This window comes from Bradyrhizobium sp. 172 (assembly GCF_023101065.1).
Taxonomy (GTDB): Bacteria; Pseudomonadota; Alphaproteobacteria; order Rhizobiales; family Xanthobacteraceae; genus Bradyrhizobium; species Bradyrhizobium canariense_D.
The window spans coordinates 150,663-166,680 of the sequence record NZ_CP064702.1; the positions used below are offsets into that span (position 1 = coordinate 150,663).

A 16,018-nucleotide genomic window follows, 5' to 3' on the forward strand; every position below is an offset into this window, starting at 1 on the left:
GCAATGCTCCGCGGAAAGGCGACCGTTGGGGGACATCCATTTCCGTCAGTTCTTCATCATGCCGGCTTTGAGCGCCGTCACATCATGACGGAGCATCTTCAGATAAGTGTCGGCTTCCTCGCCTGGCTTGGAAAGGGCGTCACCGTAGAGAGTACCGCCAATCGAGGCTCCGGTCTCCTTGGCCACTTGCTGCATGGCGCGCGGATCGGTGATGCTGTCGAGGAACAGCGCGTGTATGCCCTCCTGCTGGATCTGTCGGGTGAGTCGCGCCAGCTCGGCCGCGGACGGCTCGCTGTTGTTGGTCCAACCATTGATGGACAGCAGCGTAATGCCGTAGGCCTTCGCCAGATATTGCAACGAATCGTGCGAGGCCAGAACACGCCGCTTTGCGGCCGGCAACGCGGCGATCTCGGCCTTGGCCCAGGCGTCGACAGCCTGCAATTCCTTGATGTAGGCATCCGCGCGCGCACGATATTCCGCGGCATTGCCTGGATCGCTTTTTGCCAGGGCGGTTGCGATGTTCCGGACGTAGATGACACCGTTCTTCGGGTCGAGCCAGGCGTGCTGGTCGATCTCTTCCTCCCCAAATTTGCTGCGCGGTCCGCGTTCCTCCGCCGAAGTATGTGTCTTCGCGCCCCTGCTGACGATGATTTTGGCACCGCTGAACTTGACCTGTTTCAGCAGGGGCTCGAGCCAGGGTTCGAACTGGTCATTGAGATCGTTCATGAAGACGATCTTGGCTTCGGCGACATTTTTGCCGTCGGCGAGTGACGGCTTGAAAAGTTCGGTGTCGCCGGCGGGCCCGACCAGGGTGACAAGATCGACCTTATCCCCGGCAACATTGGCGACCATGTCACCGATCACGCTGAATGTCGCCACTACCTTGATCCTGTCTTCCGCGCCGGCCGTGCTGGCGCCGAGCAATATCGAAACGCTGGCAAGAACAACGCCGAACCGAGCGCGGATTGAAAGATCGCTTTTCATGGCTTTTTCCTAAGGCCCTCGGGTTTAAGCCATGTTCGGCCAGCTGCCAGCAGCGACATGCCGTAGATCACTCCCGCGCTGATCACAATGACAGGCCCCGAGGGCAGATTCGCGTAGTAGGAAATGAGGAGCCCGACAAGCGCCGCAGCCATTCCCAAGACCGTCGCAAGGACAATCATCGGGAATACTTTGTTTGTCCAGCAGCGCGCCGCGGCGGCGGGCAGCAGCATCGGGCCAATCGCAAGCAACGTGCCAAAGGCCTGGAAACTGGCGACGAGATTGAGAACCACGAGCGTGACGAAAATCGCGCGGAATGCGCCGCCGCCACCCCCGACAGCGCGTAGGAAAGCGGGGTCGAAGGATTCCACCACCAGGGGTCGATAGAGCGCAGCCACAACGAGCATGGTCGCGCTGCTGATGCTGGCCATTAGCAGCAACGCCTTCACGTCGACCGCAAGCACCGTGCCGAAAAGAACGTGCACCAAGTCGGCTTGGCTGCTGCGTGCGGCGACGATCAGGACGCCGAATGAGAGACATATCAGATAGAAGGCGATCAAGTTTGAGTCTTGGCGCTGCCACCTCGAGCCTGCCGAAAGTGCGGCGAGGGCCGCAACCGCAAGCCCGGTTAGCAGACCCCCGATTGTCAGAGCGGCCAGGGAATAGCCAGCGTAAAGAAAGCCGAGCGCAGCGCCAGGCATGACGGCATGCGACAATACGTTTCCGTCCAGGCTCTCGCGGCGCATGAGCAGAAGTGTACCCATTGGCCCATTTGCCAAAGCGAGCGCGAAGCACGCGACGAGTGCGATTCGCATGAATCCGAATGACGCGAATGGATCGATCAAAACGCCTAGGATCTGTCCACTCACGCGACCAATCCGATGTGCGCGCTCTCTGGCGGATTTAGCGCTTGCTTTGCTCGCGCAAGATTGTCGACCGAAAGCGAAACCGAGGTTTCCCCCCATGCGATGGGCGAACGCGCCAGCAGAAGGGTCGAGGGGAAATATCGGCGTACCTGGTCGAGATCATGCAGCACCGCGACGACGGTGCGTCCTTCTGTCCGCCAACGTTGTAGGATAGGCAGCAGATCCTGGGTCGTGTTCTCGTCGAGCGAGGCGAAGGGCTCATCGAGCAAGATGACGTCGGCGTCCTGCAGGAGCAGCCGTGCAAACAGAGCCCGCTGGAAGTGGCCAACGGAAAGTTCAGAGATTTGCTGATCTGCGAGGCTTGAGAGGCCGACGGCCGCGATTGCTTCGTAGACGCTCGCCGCGAGGCGCCGGGGCGGCTTGCGGAGCGCACCAAAATCGCGCCAATCGCCCAGCGCCACGAGTTCGGCGACCGTGATCGGAAAGCCGCGGTCGAGTTCATCCCGCTGCGGGAGATACGCCAGGCGATGCCACTCAGCAGCGGCGCAAGTGACCTGACCGATGGCAGGCCTAAGGATCCCGGCGAGCGCTTTCAGGAGCGAGCTCTTCCCGGCGCCGTTTGGGCCGACGACGGCAGTGAGGCTCGCGGGCCCAAACTCGCCAGTCAAGCTCTCAAGCGCGTATTTATCACCATATCGAACGGAAAGATTGCGAACTGAGATCCCTTCCAGCCGGCGAGTGTGTTCTCCGGATGCGTTGGGATGGTAGCCGTTGTCGAAAAGACGGACAAAGGCAGCTTGCGCGTTATGTCCAAGCGCTGCGAGCGAGACGGCAAATGATTGCGTGAGAGGTGCGGTGCCGGCGCGCATCAGCCCGAGCACGGTGAGATCAGACCAACGTCGTCGCGCGGGATCCGAAGAATTGGCCATTACACGTCCCGGTGAACATGTCAGAAGTAGTCTAGGCAACGCAACTAGGCGGGTCAATCCTGCCCCATGGATCCGCCACGTGATTAGGATGGTCATGCTTGGAGTGGCTGGACTAGGCGCTGTTGCTGCAGCCGCCAAGAATGCCGCACTGAGCTGCTGCCGGTTTGATGGACACCGAGATTGGGTGTTTTATCGAGCCAGAGGTGGGTCATGCAGAGACGGAAGTTCAGTCGAGAGTTCAAGATCGAGGCGGTCAAGCTCGTCAGGGAGCGCGGGGTATCTGTGGCGCAAGCTGGCCGAGACCTGGGCGTTCATGAGAACGTGCTGCGCAAATGGGTGAAGGAGTTCGGCTTCGACGCTGCGCAGTCGTTCCCCGGCCACGGGCAACTGAAGCCTGAGCAATTGGAGATCGAGCGGCTGCGGCGCGAGGTCAACAAGCTGAAGGCGGAGCGGGATATCCTAAAAAACTGTCCAGGGCCGTTGCGCGCCTGTGCGGGGTAGAAACAGCACTGTGTTATCCTCTGCGGCTGGGAGGGTAGCGGCCGTCAGCTTATTGGAGGCACTGTCCCCGTTAAAAAACGTGGTCCATGGGTGCATGCGGACTTGAGAGTGGTGACGCCGCTTCGGCTGCGATCCCGAATAGGAAGATGACGATTGGCATAACCCAGACCCTTCCGCTCATGAGTGAATGGAGGATTTGCGATGCCCCAGAGGACGACCGGTGACCGGCCGGAATTGAAGCCAGTCAACGTCAGCGCGGCCGCCATCGACATCGGATCAAAGATGCACATGGCTGCGGTGAACCCGGACTGCACTGACATTCCCGTGCGCGCGTTCGGCACATTTACACAAGATCTCCATGATCTGGCGGATTGGTTTAGCGCATGCGGCGTGACCAGTGTCGCGATGGAATCCACCGGGGTCTATTGGATCCCAGCCTATGAAATCCTGGAGCAGCGTGGATTTGAGGTTATTCTGGTCAACGCCCGGTACGCCAAGAACGTGCCCGGACGCAAGACCGACGTCAGCGATGCCGCGTGGTTACGGCAGCTTCATTCCTATGGACTGCTACGAGGCAGCTTCCGACCCGATGCCGAGATCGCAACACTGCGGGCCTATTTGCGGCAGCGCGAGCGGCTTGTGGAATATGCCGCCGCCCATATCCAGCATATGCAAAAGGCCTTGATGGAGATGAACCTGCAGCTCCATCATGTCGTCTCGGACATCACGGGCGCCACTGGCATGCGGATTATCCGGGCCATTGTTGCAGGCGAGCGCAATCCTGATGTTTTGGCAACCTATCGGGACGTGCGATGCCATTCATCCACCGAGACCATTCGCGCGGCACTGGTAGGCAACGACCGGCACGAACATGTCTTCGCCCTGAGCCAATCGCTAGAACTCTACGACGTCTACCAGGCGAAGATGCTGGACTGTGACCGCAAGCTCGAAGTCCTGATCGCCGCGCTAGGAAATAAAGGGGCAAAGCCGGTCGGGAAGCTATCCAAGCCGCGCATCAAGACCAAACAGATCAACACGCCCACCTTTGACGTCAGGACCGCGCTGCACGGCGTGCTCGGCGTCGATCTGACTGAGATCCATGGACTGGGTCCGTCGCTCGCATTGAAGCTTATCGGCGAGTGCGGCACGGATTTGAGGGCATGGCCGAGCGCCAAGCACTTCACGTCCTGGCTCTGCCTTGCACCGGGCAACAAAATCTCCGGCGGCAAAGTGCTTTCTTCGCGCACCCGGAGATCTTCCAGCCGGGCTGCCGCACTGTTGCGGTTGGCGGCCACCACGGTGGGGCGAAGCGATACGGCGCTCGGAGCATTCTATCGCCGCCTGTCCTTACGTGCGGGTAAGTCAAAGGCGGTGACAGCGACCGCCCGCAAGATTGCGGTTCTATTTTACAACACCCTCCGGCACGGCATGAGCTACAGGGATCCAGGTGCCAACCAATATGAGCAACAATATCGCAGCCGCGTTCTCGCCAACCTTCAGCGCCGGGCCAAATCTCTGGGCTTCGTGTTGCAGGCCATTCCGACGGACGCCAATCCGGCTGTTTCTTAGGAAGGCCGCTGCCTACTTCGCGAAGGAAGCGACATGAAGTTCGGCTTCATCGCGAAGCACCGGGGCATCTGGCCGGTGGCATGGCTATGCGAAGCGATGGGCGTGTCGCGGTCGGGCTTTCATGCCTGGCTGAACCGATCGCCCAGCGCCAGATCCCGGAGCGACGAGACCGTAGGCCAGCAGGTCAAGGTCAGCTTCCTTGCCAGTGACCGGACTTACGGCGCGCGGCGCGTCTGGCGAGACCTTCTGGCGGACGGCGTCGAATGCGGCCTGCACCGGGTCGAACGGCTGATGCGCCTGCAGGCCCTGCGGGCGCGGCCACGACGCCGGCGTCTGCCGAAGGACGCAGGCCATCGCCAGATTGCGAACGTGGCGTCGAATCTTCTGGATCGGCAGTTCGAGGCCGAGCGCCCGAACCAGAAGTGGATCGCCGACTTCACCTACATCTGGACGGCTGAGGGCTGGCTCTATGTGTCGGCGGTGATCGACCTGTTCTCGCGCCGGGTGGTCGGCTGGTCGATGAACGCCAGCATGACCGCCCAGTTGGTTGCGGACGCCCTGTTGATGGCGGTCTGGCGGCGCGGCAAGCCGGATGCCCTGATGCATCATTCCGATCGCGGCAGCCAGTACGTCAGCGAGCAGTTCCAGCGCTTGATGGCTGATAGCGGCATCGTCTGCAGCATGAGTCGGTCCGGCAACGTCTGGGACAACGCGGCGATGGAGAGCTTCTTCTCGTCGCTGAAAACCGAACGCACCGAGCGCAAAACCTATCGCACCAGGAACGAGGCCAGAGCAGATGTGTTCGATTACATCGAGCGGTTCTACAACACGACCCGACGTCACTCGACGATCGGTTACCTCAGCCCTGTTGAGTTCGAGCGCAAGGTGGGATTAGCTTAACCCGGTGTCCATCAAACCGGCAGCAGCTCATTCAAGGATGAGAATGAAGTAGAAGCCAACGTTGACGAGGAGGTCGAAGACGAGGACAGAGTCGCTGACGATGACGATGAAGGAGGCTAACAAGTGAGGAGGGCCGCGCGAATGCGGCTCGCTGTCTTGTCGGTGCTTCAAGGATTGTGGGCACGGGTGAGTTGGCCAGCCATTGCGCTGCACAAAATTGCGAGCAGGGCGAGAATACCGGAAGGCTGACCCTGCCGGGAGGTCTACCGAATTTATCTTTTTGAAGGCTCATGATTCCTAGGTATCGCATGCGCTTCTGTACGTGCCGCCTCCGGTAATGTGCGCTGAGCCCGCGGCATGGCCTCGCTTTACAGAGGCATGGGTCATGTCATCTCCTAGCACGGTTGCGCTCTTCTTCGATCGAGCCAATCTCTACGCGACGGCGAAAACTCTCGGCTCATCGATTACAAGCGCCTGCTGAGGGAGTTTCAGAGCCGCGGAACGCTGCTTAGGGCGTTCTACTACACCGCGATCATCGAGGATCAGGAGTACTCCTCGATCGCCCCCTGATCGAGACTGGCTCGATTACAACGGCTACACCGCCGTCACCAAGGCGACCGAGGAGTTCATCGACGCCTCCGGCCGCCGCAAGGTCAAGGGTAACATGGACATCGAGCTCGCCGTGAACGTCATGGAGCTCGCTGAGCACATCGACCAGATGGTGCTGTTCTCGGGTGACGGCGACTTCCGTTCCCTCGTCGAGGCCGTTCAGCGCCGCGGCGTGCGGGTCACCGTGATTTCCACGATCGCCGATGATCGCCGACGAACTGCGCCGGCAGGACGACGTCTTCACCGACGTCGGCGAGCTGCAGTCCAAGCTCGGCCGCGACCCGTCCGAACGCCCTGCCGCGCGCGAGGCGCGCTATCGCGCGGAGCAGGTCCCGGAGCGTGAGACCACCCTAGGCTCAAGGGAAATGATAGCCTGCTTGAGGAGTGAGCCCCGTGGCTCGCTCCAGTCATTCGTACAAGCTCCGTGCCGGCGCACGTGGCCCCGGAGACCAGCGCGGCGAATAAGCCCGGCATTTGCGCCGGGCTGATCGCCAATATGGTTCGGTTCTCAGGAACGGACGAACTAGAGAATAGTCTTCCCGGCCGGTCGGTCCGGATTCTGACATTGTGCTGCTTGCTCGCGAGCTTCGCATGATCGTGTTGCATTCCGCGGCTCCTCGGCACGCGCGCGATGATGCCGGGGGGCTTTAGCGCGCAACAAAGCCCTAGCAAGTAGCATCCGAAACTGAGGTGAAACCAAACTGAAACCAGTGCCGGTCAGCTTCGTTGCGGGACGCTAATATTGACTGCCGTTGAACCATAAAGTTTGATTATGGCCGATAATCATGATGACTCCATCACACAACTGAAAATATGTTTAGGAAACCATGAGAGGTTAGAATGGAAGCTGCCCGCCGCTTTCGCGCAATGGCGTTGCTTTGCCGGCAGAGTGCCGCACACCAATCTGAGAGAAGCTGGAAACTGCTCGCTGAGGCAGAGTACTGGGAGCATCTGGCGGCTGCGGCTTTGGCTCACTGAGGGGTTGGCCGAGCGATTTTTCGTCCTTTCTCGTTTACATCGACTTCTTAGCTCAATTTTAATTTTAGGCCGATCATGGCCAGTATGCGTCAGATTTATACTTGTGCTGTTCTGAATGAACTCCAAGCGCTTGTGGCGGAGCTTAGAGAGGTGGAGACGCTTCGAAGTAAGCTCCGATATGTAGAAGCGAGAGCAATCGGCAGAAGACGGCGTACCAAAGCCGGCAGCAGAGTAAGAGCCGCTTAGGACCGCCGGGTCCGAAGGGTGGCTCGCGTTGGCTCACTCGCGCGATTCATCCTCGCATCTGCCATTATTTGGAGGAAGACGGGCGCCTTCATCGCGCAGTAGCGAGCCCCGCCGACTGTGGCCCTGCGACATGTCGGCAAACCTGCGCCAGCCGGCGTGCCTCACAATGTTCGAACGTCAACTCGGCCGCGAGACCGGCCGTCTATTCAGGATCCCGCCTTCACCCTGATTTTCGTTCGTCGTTGCAGCTCGGAACACAGCAACAAATCGATCGCCTTCCCAAAGCTCAACGTCGTGCTCGCCATGCATTTGCTCGGTGCGACGCCTCGCCGCCTGCTCGTCAATGCAGTCGAGCTTCGCCACGCAGATCACTTGCCGGCTGCTGTCCACCACGAATGCTTTGTACCGCATTACGCAATCCGATCCCAACGGGGGACCGTCATCGTAATTGAATGTCCGTCTAAGGCGGTGGGCAAACTAAGTGCAGGCGCGCGGAACCTTTCTACGTGTGGCAATTCGGCTATACCTGCAGCGATCGCGCGGCGGCGCGCGTACGTGCCTAGCCTATTGCGCTACCTCACTGGCGTAATCTCACCGCGTGCAGAAGCCTGCGGCTCGAGCTTAGGATTGAGAAACCACGAAGCATCATCAGCAGCACACCTGACCAAGTTGCCGTCCAGCTACGTGCTTCGTCGTGCGCCTCTGCAATGCGGCGCTTGAATGGAAATCACTGAGAATATCGCTCCTAGGTCGAGAGGAGGGAACACCGACATCCGTGGGGCGCAGCACTTCGTGCACCATAAGTGCCCATCTCGCTGCGGAAGATGTCCGGCGCCTCGATTGCGTGGGATTTGAGCTCGGCAACACTCTCCTGCGGCAGCGCGAAGTCGCTCAGCTGTTGGTCGAAATGACGGCCGAGCAGCAGCACGGCACTTTGCAGGGCCTATTTGCCGCTCTCGATCGCAATCTCCCTGAACCTGCCAATGGGGATCGTGGTGCCGACCTTCCCGAGCTTGGAGTTCCAGCCGCTACAAGCCAAACCAGCGGACGCGCGACCAATGGACCCGCTGGTGGAAAACGTGCGGCAAATAAAGCGGAAACGGCTCCCAATAGGCATAGCGTTGGGAGCGGCGGTATACATGCCGCCGGTAGGGACGCGCTGCCGTGATGGTCGGCTTTTCGGACGCTGTATCGGTGGTGTTTGGCACCAGCGACGGGCGCGGCACCGAGGCAGGCGGCGATCCGCCCGGGGGCCGAGTGTTAGCTTCTGCAGCGGGCGCGCTCGCGGCAGGCGTTGCCGGAGGCGCAGGAAGCACAGCATCTTCCGCACGACTTTGGGCATAGGTTGCGGCAAGAAGCATAGTTGCGATCGCCAATCTGGCAGGGGTCGTTTTCATGCGAAATCTCCCAAATGAACTTTTGTGGTGCAAGCTGGCACTCACGCCGAGAGGACGGAGCGACCTCGAAGGCGCCTAGCTGCTCGAAGTCTCGATCAGACTGGGACATTTCATTTTGAAGCGGTCTTCGTTTCCATATTGACGACCTGGACCCGGCGGTTGACCGCAGCGTCAGGATGATCTGAATCCTTCAGCCTAGTCTCGCCATAGCCGACGGTAACGAGATCGCTGCCTGAGAGACCGTAGTGCTCGACCAGATAGCGTTTAATGGCGTCGGCTCGTCGCTCGGAAAGATCCTGATTGAAGGCATCACTGCCAATCGCATCGGTGTGCCCGGCGACCACGAAAACCGAACCCTTCAGGCTCGGATCCGACAGGGCCTTGCCAAGCGCCTCGACCGAGGTCAGGGAGATCGGACTGATGGCGGCTGAGTTGAAGTCAAACTTGATTTCCAGATCGATATTTGGCTTGGTCGAGGCGATCTCCGCGATCTCCTCGCGTTCGCTCGACGACAGGGATCGGGTCTTGCGGTCACGAACGCGGTCCAGGACGGCATCTGTGTGCGCCTTCGCAGACGGGTCCGCTTGCGGAGCAACAGAAAGGCTGCGGGTCAGCGGTTTCGGCTTCAGCGCGGAGAGGATCTGGTCGGCTGAGACGTTGACCTCTCCGGCGAGCGCGAATCCTGCTGCCATCGAAAATGCAGCACCGAGCGCAATCGCCTTTATGGCAGAAAGCTGATGAAAACGAGCCATGATCGTATCCCCTGGGAGCGCTGAGGTTCAGTTACTGTCGTCAGCATAGATGCATCCTGGAATCCGACTGTGACCCACGTCACGCACAATAAGGTTTTCGATTGGGCGATATTTGCACTACTTCAGCACCGCTTCGTCGCTTGACCTTCGCGCTTGGCGGTCGCGTTTGCGAAGAATAAGCTTGCGCTTCCGGGAGAGCGCGCCGCCAGTTCGATGAAGGCCCACGTACTGCAGTGATTTAGATCACAATCGGCTCTCCGGGATCGGTTCAGTATTGCACTCAACTGTCCGGTTGGCGGGAATGGAGCATCATTTGCGGCAAGCGAGGAGACACGATCATGCGCTTCTTATTTGCAACATTCATGCGCTTTTTGATCGCAACATCAACGGCAGCAGCTCTTCTAGCGAGCGCGAATGCAGCCCTTGCTGAGAAGCGCGTCGCCTTCGTCGTCGGCAACGGCGCCTACAGACACGTGACGCCATTGCCCAACCCGCCGATCGACGCCAAGGCGATGGCGGCGACGCTGCGCAATGTCGGCTTCGAGGTAATCGAAGGCTCGAACCTCACCCGCGATCAGATGACCGCGAAGCTGCTGGACTTCGGCCGCAAAACACAGGGCTCCGACGTCGCCGTGTTCTATTATGCCGGCCACGGAATCGCGGTTGACGGCAGCAACTATTTGCTGCCCGTCGACGCCGACATCAAGTCCGAGATGGACGTCAAGCTTGGCGCGGCCATCAATATCGACGTGACCCTCGACCAGACCATGAGCGACGCCAAAGTCAAGCTGGTCTTTCTCGACGCCTGCCGAGACAATCCGTTCGCTGCCAAGATTAAGGCCAACTCGACGACCCGCGGCGTCAACGTGCAGAGTGGCTTGGCTGAAATGAAGTCCGGTGAAGGCACTCTGATTGCGTTTGCAACTGGTCCGGGGCAGACGGCGCTCGACGGCCAGGAGGGCAACAATAGCCCCTTCACTCGGGCGCTGGTCGACAACATCGCCAAGCCGGGGGTCGAGATTCAGCAGGCGATGACCTCAGTCCGCGCGCAGGTCAACGAGGAGACGCAAAAAGGTCAGCTTCCCTGGGGCCACACCAACCTGATCGGTGCCGTCTACCTCAATCCGGCGCAGCAGACTCAGCTTGCCAACGCCACACCGAGCACTTCCACCAGCGCACCGGCCGCCAACACCAGCAGTCATTCCGACGGTATCGAGCTTGAGTACTGGCGCTCGGTGAAAGAGACCAACAAGCCCGAAGAACTGAACGCATATATCTCGGCATATCCAAACGGTCAGTTCAGGGCGTTGGCGCTGGCGCGGCTCGCGGCCATCGAGAACGGCCCGTCGACCACAGCCCGTAACCTTACCTCCGGTGTCGATCCTGCCACCTTCACCGACGATGCCAGCCAGCTCACCGAAGATCAGATCGGCCTCGACAAGGGTCAACGCCGCGACGTGCAGCGTCGCCTCAACGGGCTCGGGTTTGACATCAAGGTCACCGGTGCATTCAACGGTGATACCCGCTCGGTCCTCAAGCGATGGCAGGCCGCCCGCGGCTATCCCTCGACCGGCTATCTCAACAAGCTTCAGCATAAAGCGTTACTTGGGGAGATTGTTGCGAGCAACTCAGGAAGCAGCGACCAACCTTCCGAGGACAAGCCCGCCCGGCGAGCGCGCCGGAGCGGCGGCGGGGGTGATAGCGGTGGCGGTGGCGGAGCGTTTGCAGGTCCGGGGCAGCTTTTCGGAGGTATGATGCGCGGTATGTTTCGACGGTAACACGGTGATCAAGGACCTCAGGTTCAAGTTTTAAGATCATTCCAAAGCGAGGGCCGCAATACTTAGGCAAGCTTGCGCCCCTCGTGCTAGAAATTGAAACTCTGGTCTGTGGACCCGGTGGGGAGACCAGATTGAACCGCTGGCATCCATTGCCGACAGCATGACGGTCGAATTGGGTGTTAAGTAGCTGATGTCCTGCGACCCGCCGATTTATTTCCAAATGCTGCTTACTCCAAACGTATCCATTCGGCGTAGGCCGCAGGAATCTGCATAACGCTGTGGTAGGCTGGCGCCTTCCAGATCAGCTTGTGATCAATATTGCGCAATTGCGCAGGATGACGGGCATTTTGAGGTCGACCGACCGCAGCCAAAGAAAGACCCGACGCGCTAACAAGTCGGTGAACTTGGCAACGGCGAGCCGAAGCATAGACACGGCGCCGCTACTTCGCAGTGATTTCTCGGACGATGCCTGGTTTTGCAAGATGCTCAATCGCCTTAGCCACAGTGGGCCTTGAAAGACCAAGCTCCATTGTGGTCGCAGGGACGGAAAGAAGCGGACGCTTCTTCAGCAGTTCGTGCTCACGTAGCGTCGATGCTGCAGGCCGGCCGAGTGCCGATGTGGCTCGCCGGTCCTTCTCGAACAAGTCCAGAAGTTGGCCGGCGGTGTCAGTTGGCTGCGTAGCGGTTTCGACAACGCCTTCAAGGAAAAACAAAATCCAGCTATCCCAATCGCCGGTCTCGCGGACGCTCTGGAGGAGTTCGTAGTACGTAAGCGCGATTTTCTCCGCACGATGACGCCCGCGCTTTTGACGGATGGCCTTCGTATCGAGGGCGGCATCTGACCCGTTCAGGCAGCGGCGGTTTTGGGGAAGTTGAAGGGCAGCAGGTCGGTGATATCGGCGTCGTCGGCGCGCTGAGGCAATTCGGTGAGCACGTGGCGCAACCAGGCTAACGGCTCGACGCGTGAGGCGCGGCAGGTCAGCATCAGACTGTAGACGACGGCACTGGCCCTGGCTCCCTCGACGGTGTCGCTGAACAGCCAGCTCTTTCTGCCAGTGGCAAAGATTCTGATATCGCGCTCCAGGAGATTGTTGTCGATCGGCATCCTGCCGTCTTGCGTGTAGCGCGTCAGATATGACCATTGGTTCAGAGTGTAGGATACGGCATCGCCAAGCTTGCTGTCGGGCAAGACCTTCGGGGCGATTTGATCGAGCCATTCCTTGAGGGCGTTCAGGACGGGAATGCTGTGTTGCTGGCGGAAGCGGCGAATGCATTGATCTGGCGTTTCGCCTCTGTCTGGTTTTTCGTCCCGCGCCTGCCTTTCAACCCGGTAAAGCTGTTCGAAGAACCGCAGCGCCTGCTCTGGCGGGCCGCCGCCCTTCTTCCTCGCCTTGAGGGCATCGACAAAGCGCCGTCGGGAGTGGGCCATGCATCCAATGTGGGTGGTCCCTTCCAGCGTGCGCCATGCGGTATAGCCGTCACTCATCACGATGCCACGGTAATCGCCGAGGAAGGCCTGCGGGTGGATCTGGCCGCGGCCCGGCTGATAATCCAGAAGAACGATGGGCTCGTGACTGCCCTGGCCGCTGCGATAAGCCCACATGTACGATGTGCTGGTGGCTTTTTTGTCCTTCTCCTTCAGGACCTGAACCGTCGTCTCGTCGCCATGGATGAGAGGTTGCAGTCTGAGCCGCAGCTTCAGGGCGTCTGAGATGCGATGCAGATGCTTCTCGCTCGAGCCGATCACCCAGTGACCCAAAGCGCCGCGGCTGACAGGAACACCTGCGCGTTCGAAGGCCTGCGCCAGACGGTAGAGCGGCGTGCCATCGACATATTTGTGAACCAGCGCGAACGCCAGCGTTGAGGCCGTGGCAACGCTGCCCGGCAAGGGCTGCGTCGGCATCGGCGCGGTCACGACAGGGGCATTGATCCCGGTGCGATCGCAATGGCGGCACCCATATTTGAAGCGCACATTCTGTAAAACCTTCGCCTTCACCTCGATATGAAGTTGCTCGGTGACAGTCTCGCCCATGCGATGCATCTGGCCACGGCAGCAAGGACACGCCTTCTGATCGTCGGGCAGGTCATACTCGACCCGCTCACGCGGCAGGTTCGCCGGCAGCGGTCTGCGGCCGCGCTTCTTTCCCGTTGTGCTTTCGACGGGTGGCAAGCCCGTGTCCGGAAGTTCGGCGATATTGTCCGTTTCGCTGCCGGCATCATCCTCGTCGGCGGCCTGCTCGGCTTCATTGAACAGACGGTCGACGTGCTTTTCGCTGCGCGGCGCAAAACGATGCAGGCGTGCCAGCGCCAGTTCTTCCTCGAGCCTGACGACGCGCTCCGTGAGCTGACGATTCTCCACCTGCAGCGCAGCAATGCGCGCCAACAGCGCTTCGACACTCGGTTCGCCGGTTCGATTCATCGGATTCTTGAATCTGAACCGTACCGACGCGTCAACCGCTCAAGTCGAGAGCTCAGCCGGCAACCTGATATTGCCGCACCGGATGGCGGACCATCGCATCGATATCGATGCCGTCAAGGATCCAGTGCAATTGCTCGGTCGTCAGCGTGACGACCGCCTCCTGGCGGCGCGGCCATCGGAACTTGTCCTCGGTCAGCCGCTTCAGGACCAGCACAAAGCCGGACCGGTCGAAGAACAGCAACTTCATCCGGTCGCAACGGCGATTGCAGAACGCAAAAACCGCCGGAGCGAACGGATCGAGCGCCATCGTCTCCTGGACCAGAACCGCAAGGCTGTTGATGCCAGCCCGGAAGTCGATCGGCTCACGGTGCAGATAGACCTGCAGGTCACCGCCCAGTCTGAACATGGCCCAGGGCTCCGATGATCGCCGTCAATGCATCCACATCGCCGCATTCCAGCGCGACCTTCACGCCGTTCGGCAGCGACGCGCTCACTTTGGCCGGAGAACAAAAAGCTGTAGTCCCCTTGGGTTCCGACCCGCGCACTTCATCGCAAGCCGCCGGCAAACCCATCATCGCCACGCTGCTCCCCCGCGACAGGGCGCGATCGGAAGCCCCCTCAAGTTGAACCGGGATGAACGCCGATGGGGGAGACCGCGGGAGAGACCTGGTCGCGGTGTGCTTCTTGATCCATTTCCGAAGCAGGTTCGCGTTGACCCCGTGTTCGAGCGCAAGTCTCGATACCGAAACGCCAGGCTCAAGACAACTCGCGACAAGACGCTCCTTCGATGCCGCCTCGTAGCGCCGGCGACCGTTCCGACCAACAAGCCTGACCCGCAGTTTCTGATCATCGTCTGCCATCACAAGGTGTCCACCTATTTTGGTGGACACCTCATGCATCAGAGCACTCAAAAGCAAAAGGTGCAGGGAAATTCGCGCTTACCGTAGTACCGCTTCCGGTGAGCCTTGAAATAGAGGCTGAGATAAAGCTCTGGCTGCTTGAGCTCGCCGCTTCGCAGAGTTGGAAGGTGATGAGCAGGCGGCCAAGGCGACCAGTGCCGTCCAAGAAGGGATGGATCGTTTCAAACTGGACGTGCGCTAGAGCGGCTTTGATCAGAAGGGGAATACCCTGATGCTCTGCATGAAAAGAACGCTCCAGTGGGCGACCTAGCAAGAGGGATGCCTGGGCGCTGACATAGAAAGTCAGAACCGATGCCAATTCTTGGCACGACTTATGCTCGGGACTTGCCATCGGGATTTTGCTCCCCGGGGCTGGGAACCGCCTGCGATTATTCAAGCAGGCGACGTTTTTTCTTCTGAAATCGATCGTGATTAACCTGCTCAAATTGATCGAAACACGCGCGCCTTAGCAGTCTAATCGTGTGGGTCGTTTCCTTTCGGCTCTTGCAAGAATTTCGGCAGGTGTGCACGCGCTTCGCGGTCACGCGGAGCGGGGCGTTCGGACGGATCGCGGCCGAGCTTGGACTGCAGCTCGACGAGGTCCGTGAAGACGTCAGCCTGGCGGCGCAGTTCGTCGGCGATCATCGGCGGCTGGCTGGCGATAGTGGAAATCACCGTGACCCGCACGCCCCGACGCTGAACCGCCTCGACCAGGGAGCGGAAGTCGCCGTCACCCGAGAACAGCACCATCTGGTCGATGTGCTCGGCGAGTTCCATGGCATCCACGGCGAGCTCGATGTCCATGTTGCCCTTGACCTTGCGGCGGCCGGAGGCGTCGATGAACTCCTTGGTCGCCTTGGTGACCACGGTGTAGCCGTTGTAGTCGAGCCAATCGATCAGCGGTCGGATCGAGGAGTACTCCTGATCCTCGATGATGGCGGTGTAATAGAACGCTCGCGTCAGCGTCCCGCGGCTCTGAAACTCCTTCAGCAGGCGCTTGTAATCGATGTCGAAGCCGAGAGTTTTCGCCGTCGCGTAGAGATTGGCTCCATCGATGAAGAGCGCGATCTTGTCCGTAGAGGAAGGTGACATTCGATTCACGCCTTCAGTGGAGCAGCTCGGAGCAAGCCTGGAAGCATCTCGGATACGCGATGCGCACGGGCGGTCGCATTCTATATAGATCACTACCGGAGA

12 protein-coding genes and 4 pseudogenes are annotated in these 16,018 nt (G+C 59.9%); 6 read left to right on the forward strand and 10 right to left on the reverse strand.

Annotation, left to right across the window (positions count from 1 at the left end):
• Nucleotides 1–45: 45 nt before the first annotated feature.
• From IVB07_RS39285 to IVB07_RS39295, 3 genes are read right to left on the reverse strand one after another with little or no spacing between them, the layout of a single operon-like run.
• Entirely contained in the window at nt 46–984 is a 939-nt protein-coding gene (locus tag IVB07_RS39285; RefSeq protein ID WP_247768008.1) for a zinc ABC transporter substrate-binding protein, read from the reverse strand.
• A complete protein-coding gene (locus IVB07_RS39290) occupies nt 981–1,796 on the reverse strand; it encodes a metal ABC transporter permease (protein ID WP_247367300.1) in 816 nt (271 codons plus the stop codon). Before IVB07_RS39290 ends, IVB07_RS39285 begins: the two co-directional genes overlap by 4 nt.
• Before the next feature lie 50 nt (nt 1,797–1,846).
• Nucleotides 1,847–2,728, reverse strand: coding sequence for a metal ABC transporter ATP-binding protein (locus tag IVB07_RS39295; RefSeq protein ID WP_247768009.1), 882 nt, complete (start codon nt 2,726–2,728; stop codon nt 1,847–1,849).
• Between the two features lie 258 nt (nt 2,729–2,986).
• Between IVB07_RS39295 and IVB07_RS39300 the strand changes: the two are divergent.
• The 4 genes and pseudogenes from IVB07_RS39300 to IVB07_RS39315 all read left to right on the forward strand — a co-directional run.
• A pseudogene (locus IVB07_RS39300) lies at nt 2,987–3,241 on the forward strand (transposase); the annotation flags it as partial.
• Nucleotides 3,242–3,478: 237 nt separating this feature from the next.
• Complete coding sequence (locus IVB07_RS39305) at nt 3,479–4,846, forward strand: IS110 family transposase (RefSeq protein ID WP_247337952.1); 1,368 nt, start codon at nt 3,479–3,481, stop codon at nt 4,844–4,846.
• Nucleotides 4,847–5,746: pseudogene (locus tag IVB07_RS39310) on the forward strand (IS3 family transposase); the annotation flags it as partial.
• Nucleotides 5,747–6,131: 385 nt separating this feature from the next.
• A pseudogene (locus IVB07_RS39315) lies at nt 6,132–6,675 on the forward strand (NYN domain-containing protein); the annotation flags it as partial.
• Between the two features lie 1,081 nt (nt 6,676–7,756).
• On the opposite strand, the gene IVB07_RS39320 reads toward IVB07_RS39315, so the two are convergent.
• Entirely contained in the window at nt 7,757–7,990 is a 234-nt protein-coding gene (locus IVB07_RS39320) for a hypothetical protein (RefSeq protein ID WP_247768010.1), read from the reverse strand.
• A 1,096-nt stretch (nt 7,991–9,086) separates the two neighbouring features.
• A complete protein-coding gene (locus tag IVB07_RS39325; RefSeq protein ID WP_247768011.1) occupies nt 9,087–9,728 on the reverse strand; it encodes an OmpA family protein in 642 nt (213 codons plus the stop codon).
• 362 nt (nt 9,729–10,090) lie between these two features.
• Here IVB07_RS39325 and IVB07_RS39330 point away from each other — a divergent pair, with 362 nt between their 5' ends.
• Together IVB07_RS39330 and IVB07_RS39335 are read left to right on the forward strand one after the other, a co-directional pair.
• On the forward strand, nt 10,091–11,506 hold the full coding sequence (locus IVB07_RS39330) for a caspase family protein (RefSeq protein WP_247768020.1): 1,416 nt from the start codon (nt 10,091–10,093) through the stop codon (nt 11,504–11,506).
• A gap of 653 nt (nt 11,507–12,159) precedes the next feature.
• Nucleotides 12,160–12,348, forward strand: a complete 189-nt coding sequence (locus IVB07_RS39335; protein WP_247768012.1) for a hypothetical protein — start codon at nt 12,160–12,162, stop codon at nt 12,346–12,348.
• Between the two features lie 5 nt (nt 12,349–12,353).
• Here IVB07_RS39335 and IVB07_RS39340 read toward each other — a convergent pair whose 3' ends face one another.
• The 5 genes and pseudogenes from IVB07_RS39340 to IVB07_RS39360 form a co-directional block, all read right to left on the reverse strand.
• Nucleotides 12,354–13,925: an IS66 family transposase gene (locus IVB07_RS39340; RefSeq protein ID WP_247384585.1), complete on the reverse strand. Its 1,572-nt coding sequence runs from the start codon at nt 13,923–13,925 to the stop codon at nt 12,354–12,356.
• Between the two features lie 52 nt (nt 13,926–13,977).
• On the reverse strand, nt 13,978–14,331 hold the full coding sequence (tnpB, locus tag IVB07_RS39345) for an IS66 family insertion sequence element accessory protein TnpB (RefSeq protein ID WP_148750250.1): 354 nt from the start codon (nt 14,329–14,331) through the stop codon (nt 13,978–13,980).
• Nucleotides 14,312–14,785 carry a transposase gene (locus IVB07_RS39350; RefSeq protein WP_247564001.1) on the reverse strand — a complete coding sequence of 158 codons (474 nt, stop codon included), beginning with the start codon at nt 14,783–14,785 and terminating at the stop codon, nt 14,312–14,314. The genes tnpB and IVB07_RS39350 overlap by 20 nt, the downstream gene beginning before the upstream one ends.
• A gap of 83 nt (nt 14,786–14,868) precedes the next feature.
• A pseudogene (locus IVB07_RS39355) lies at nt 14,869–15,047 on the reverse strand (Fic family protein); the annotation flags it as partial.
• Nucleotides 15,048–15,298: 251 nt separating this feature from the next.
• Nucleotides 15,299–15,916, reverse strand: coding sequence for an NYN domain-containing protein (locus tag IVB07_RS39360; protein ID WP_247367234.1), 618 nt, complete (start codon nt 15,914–15,916; stop codon nt 15,299–15,301).
• Between the last annotated feature and the right edge of the window lie 102 nt (nt 15,917–16,018).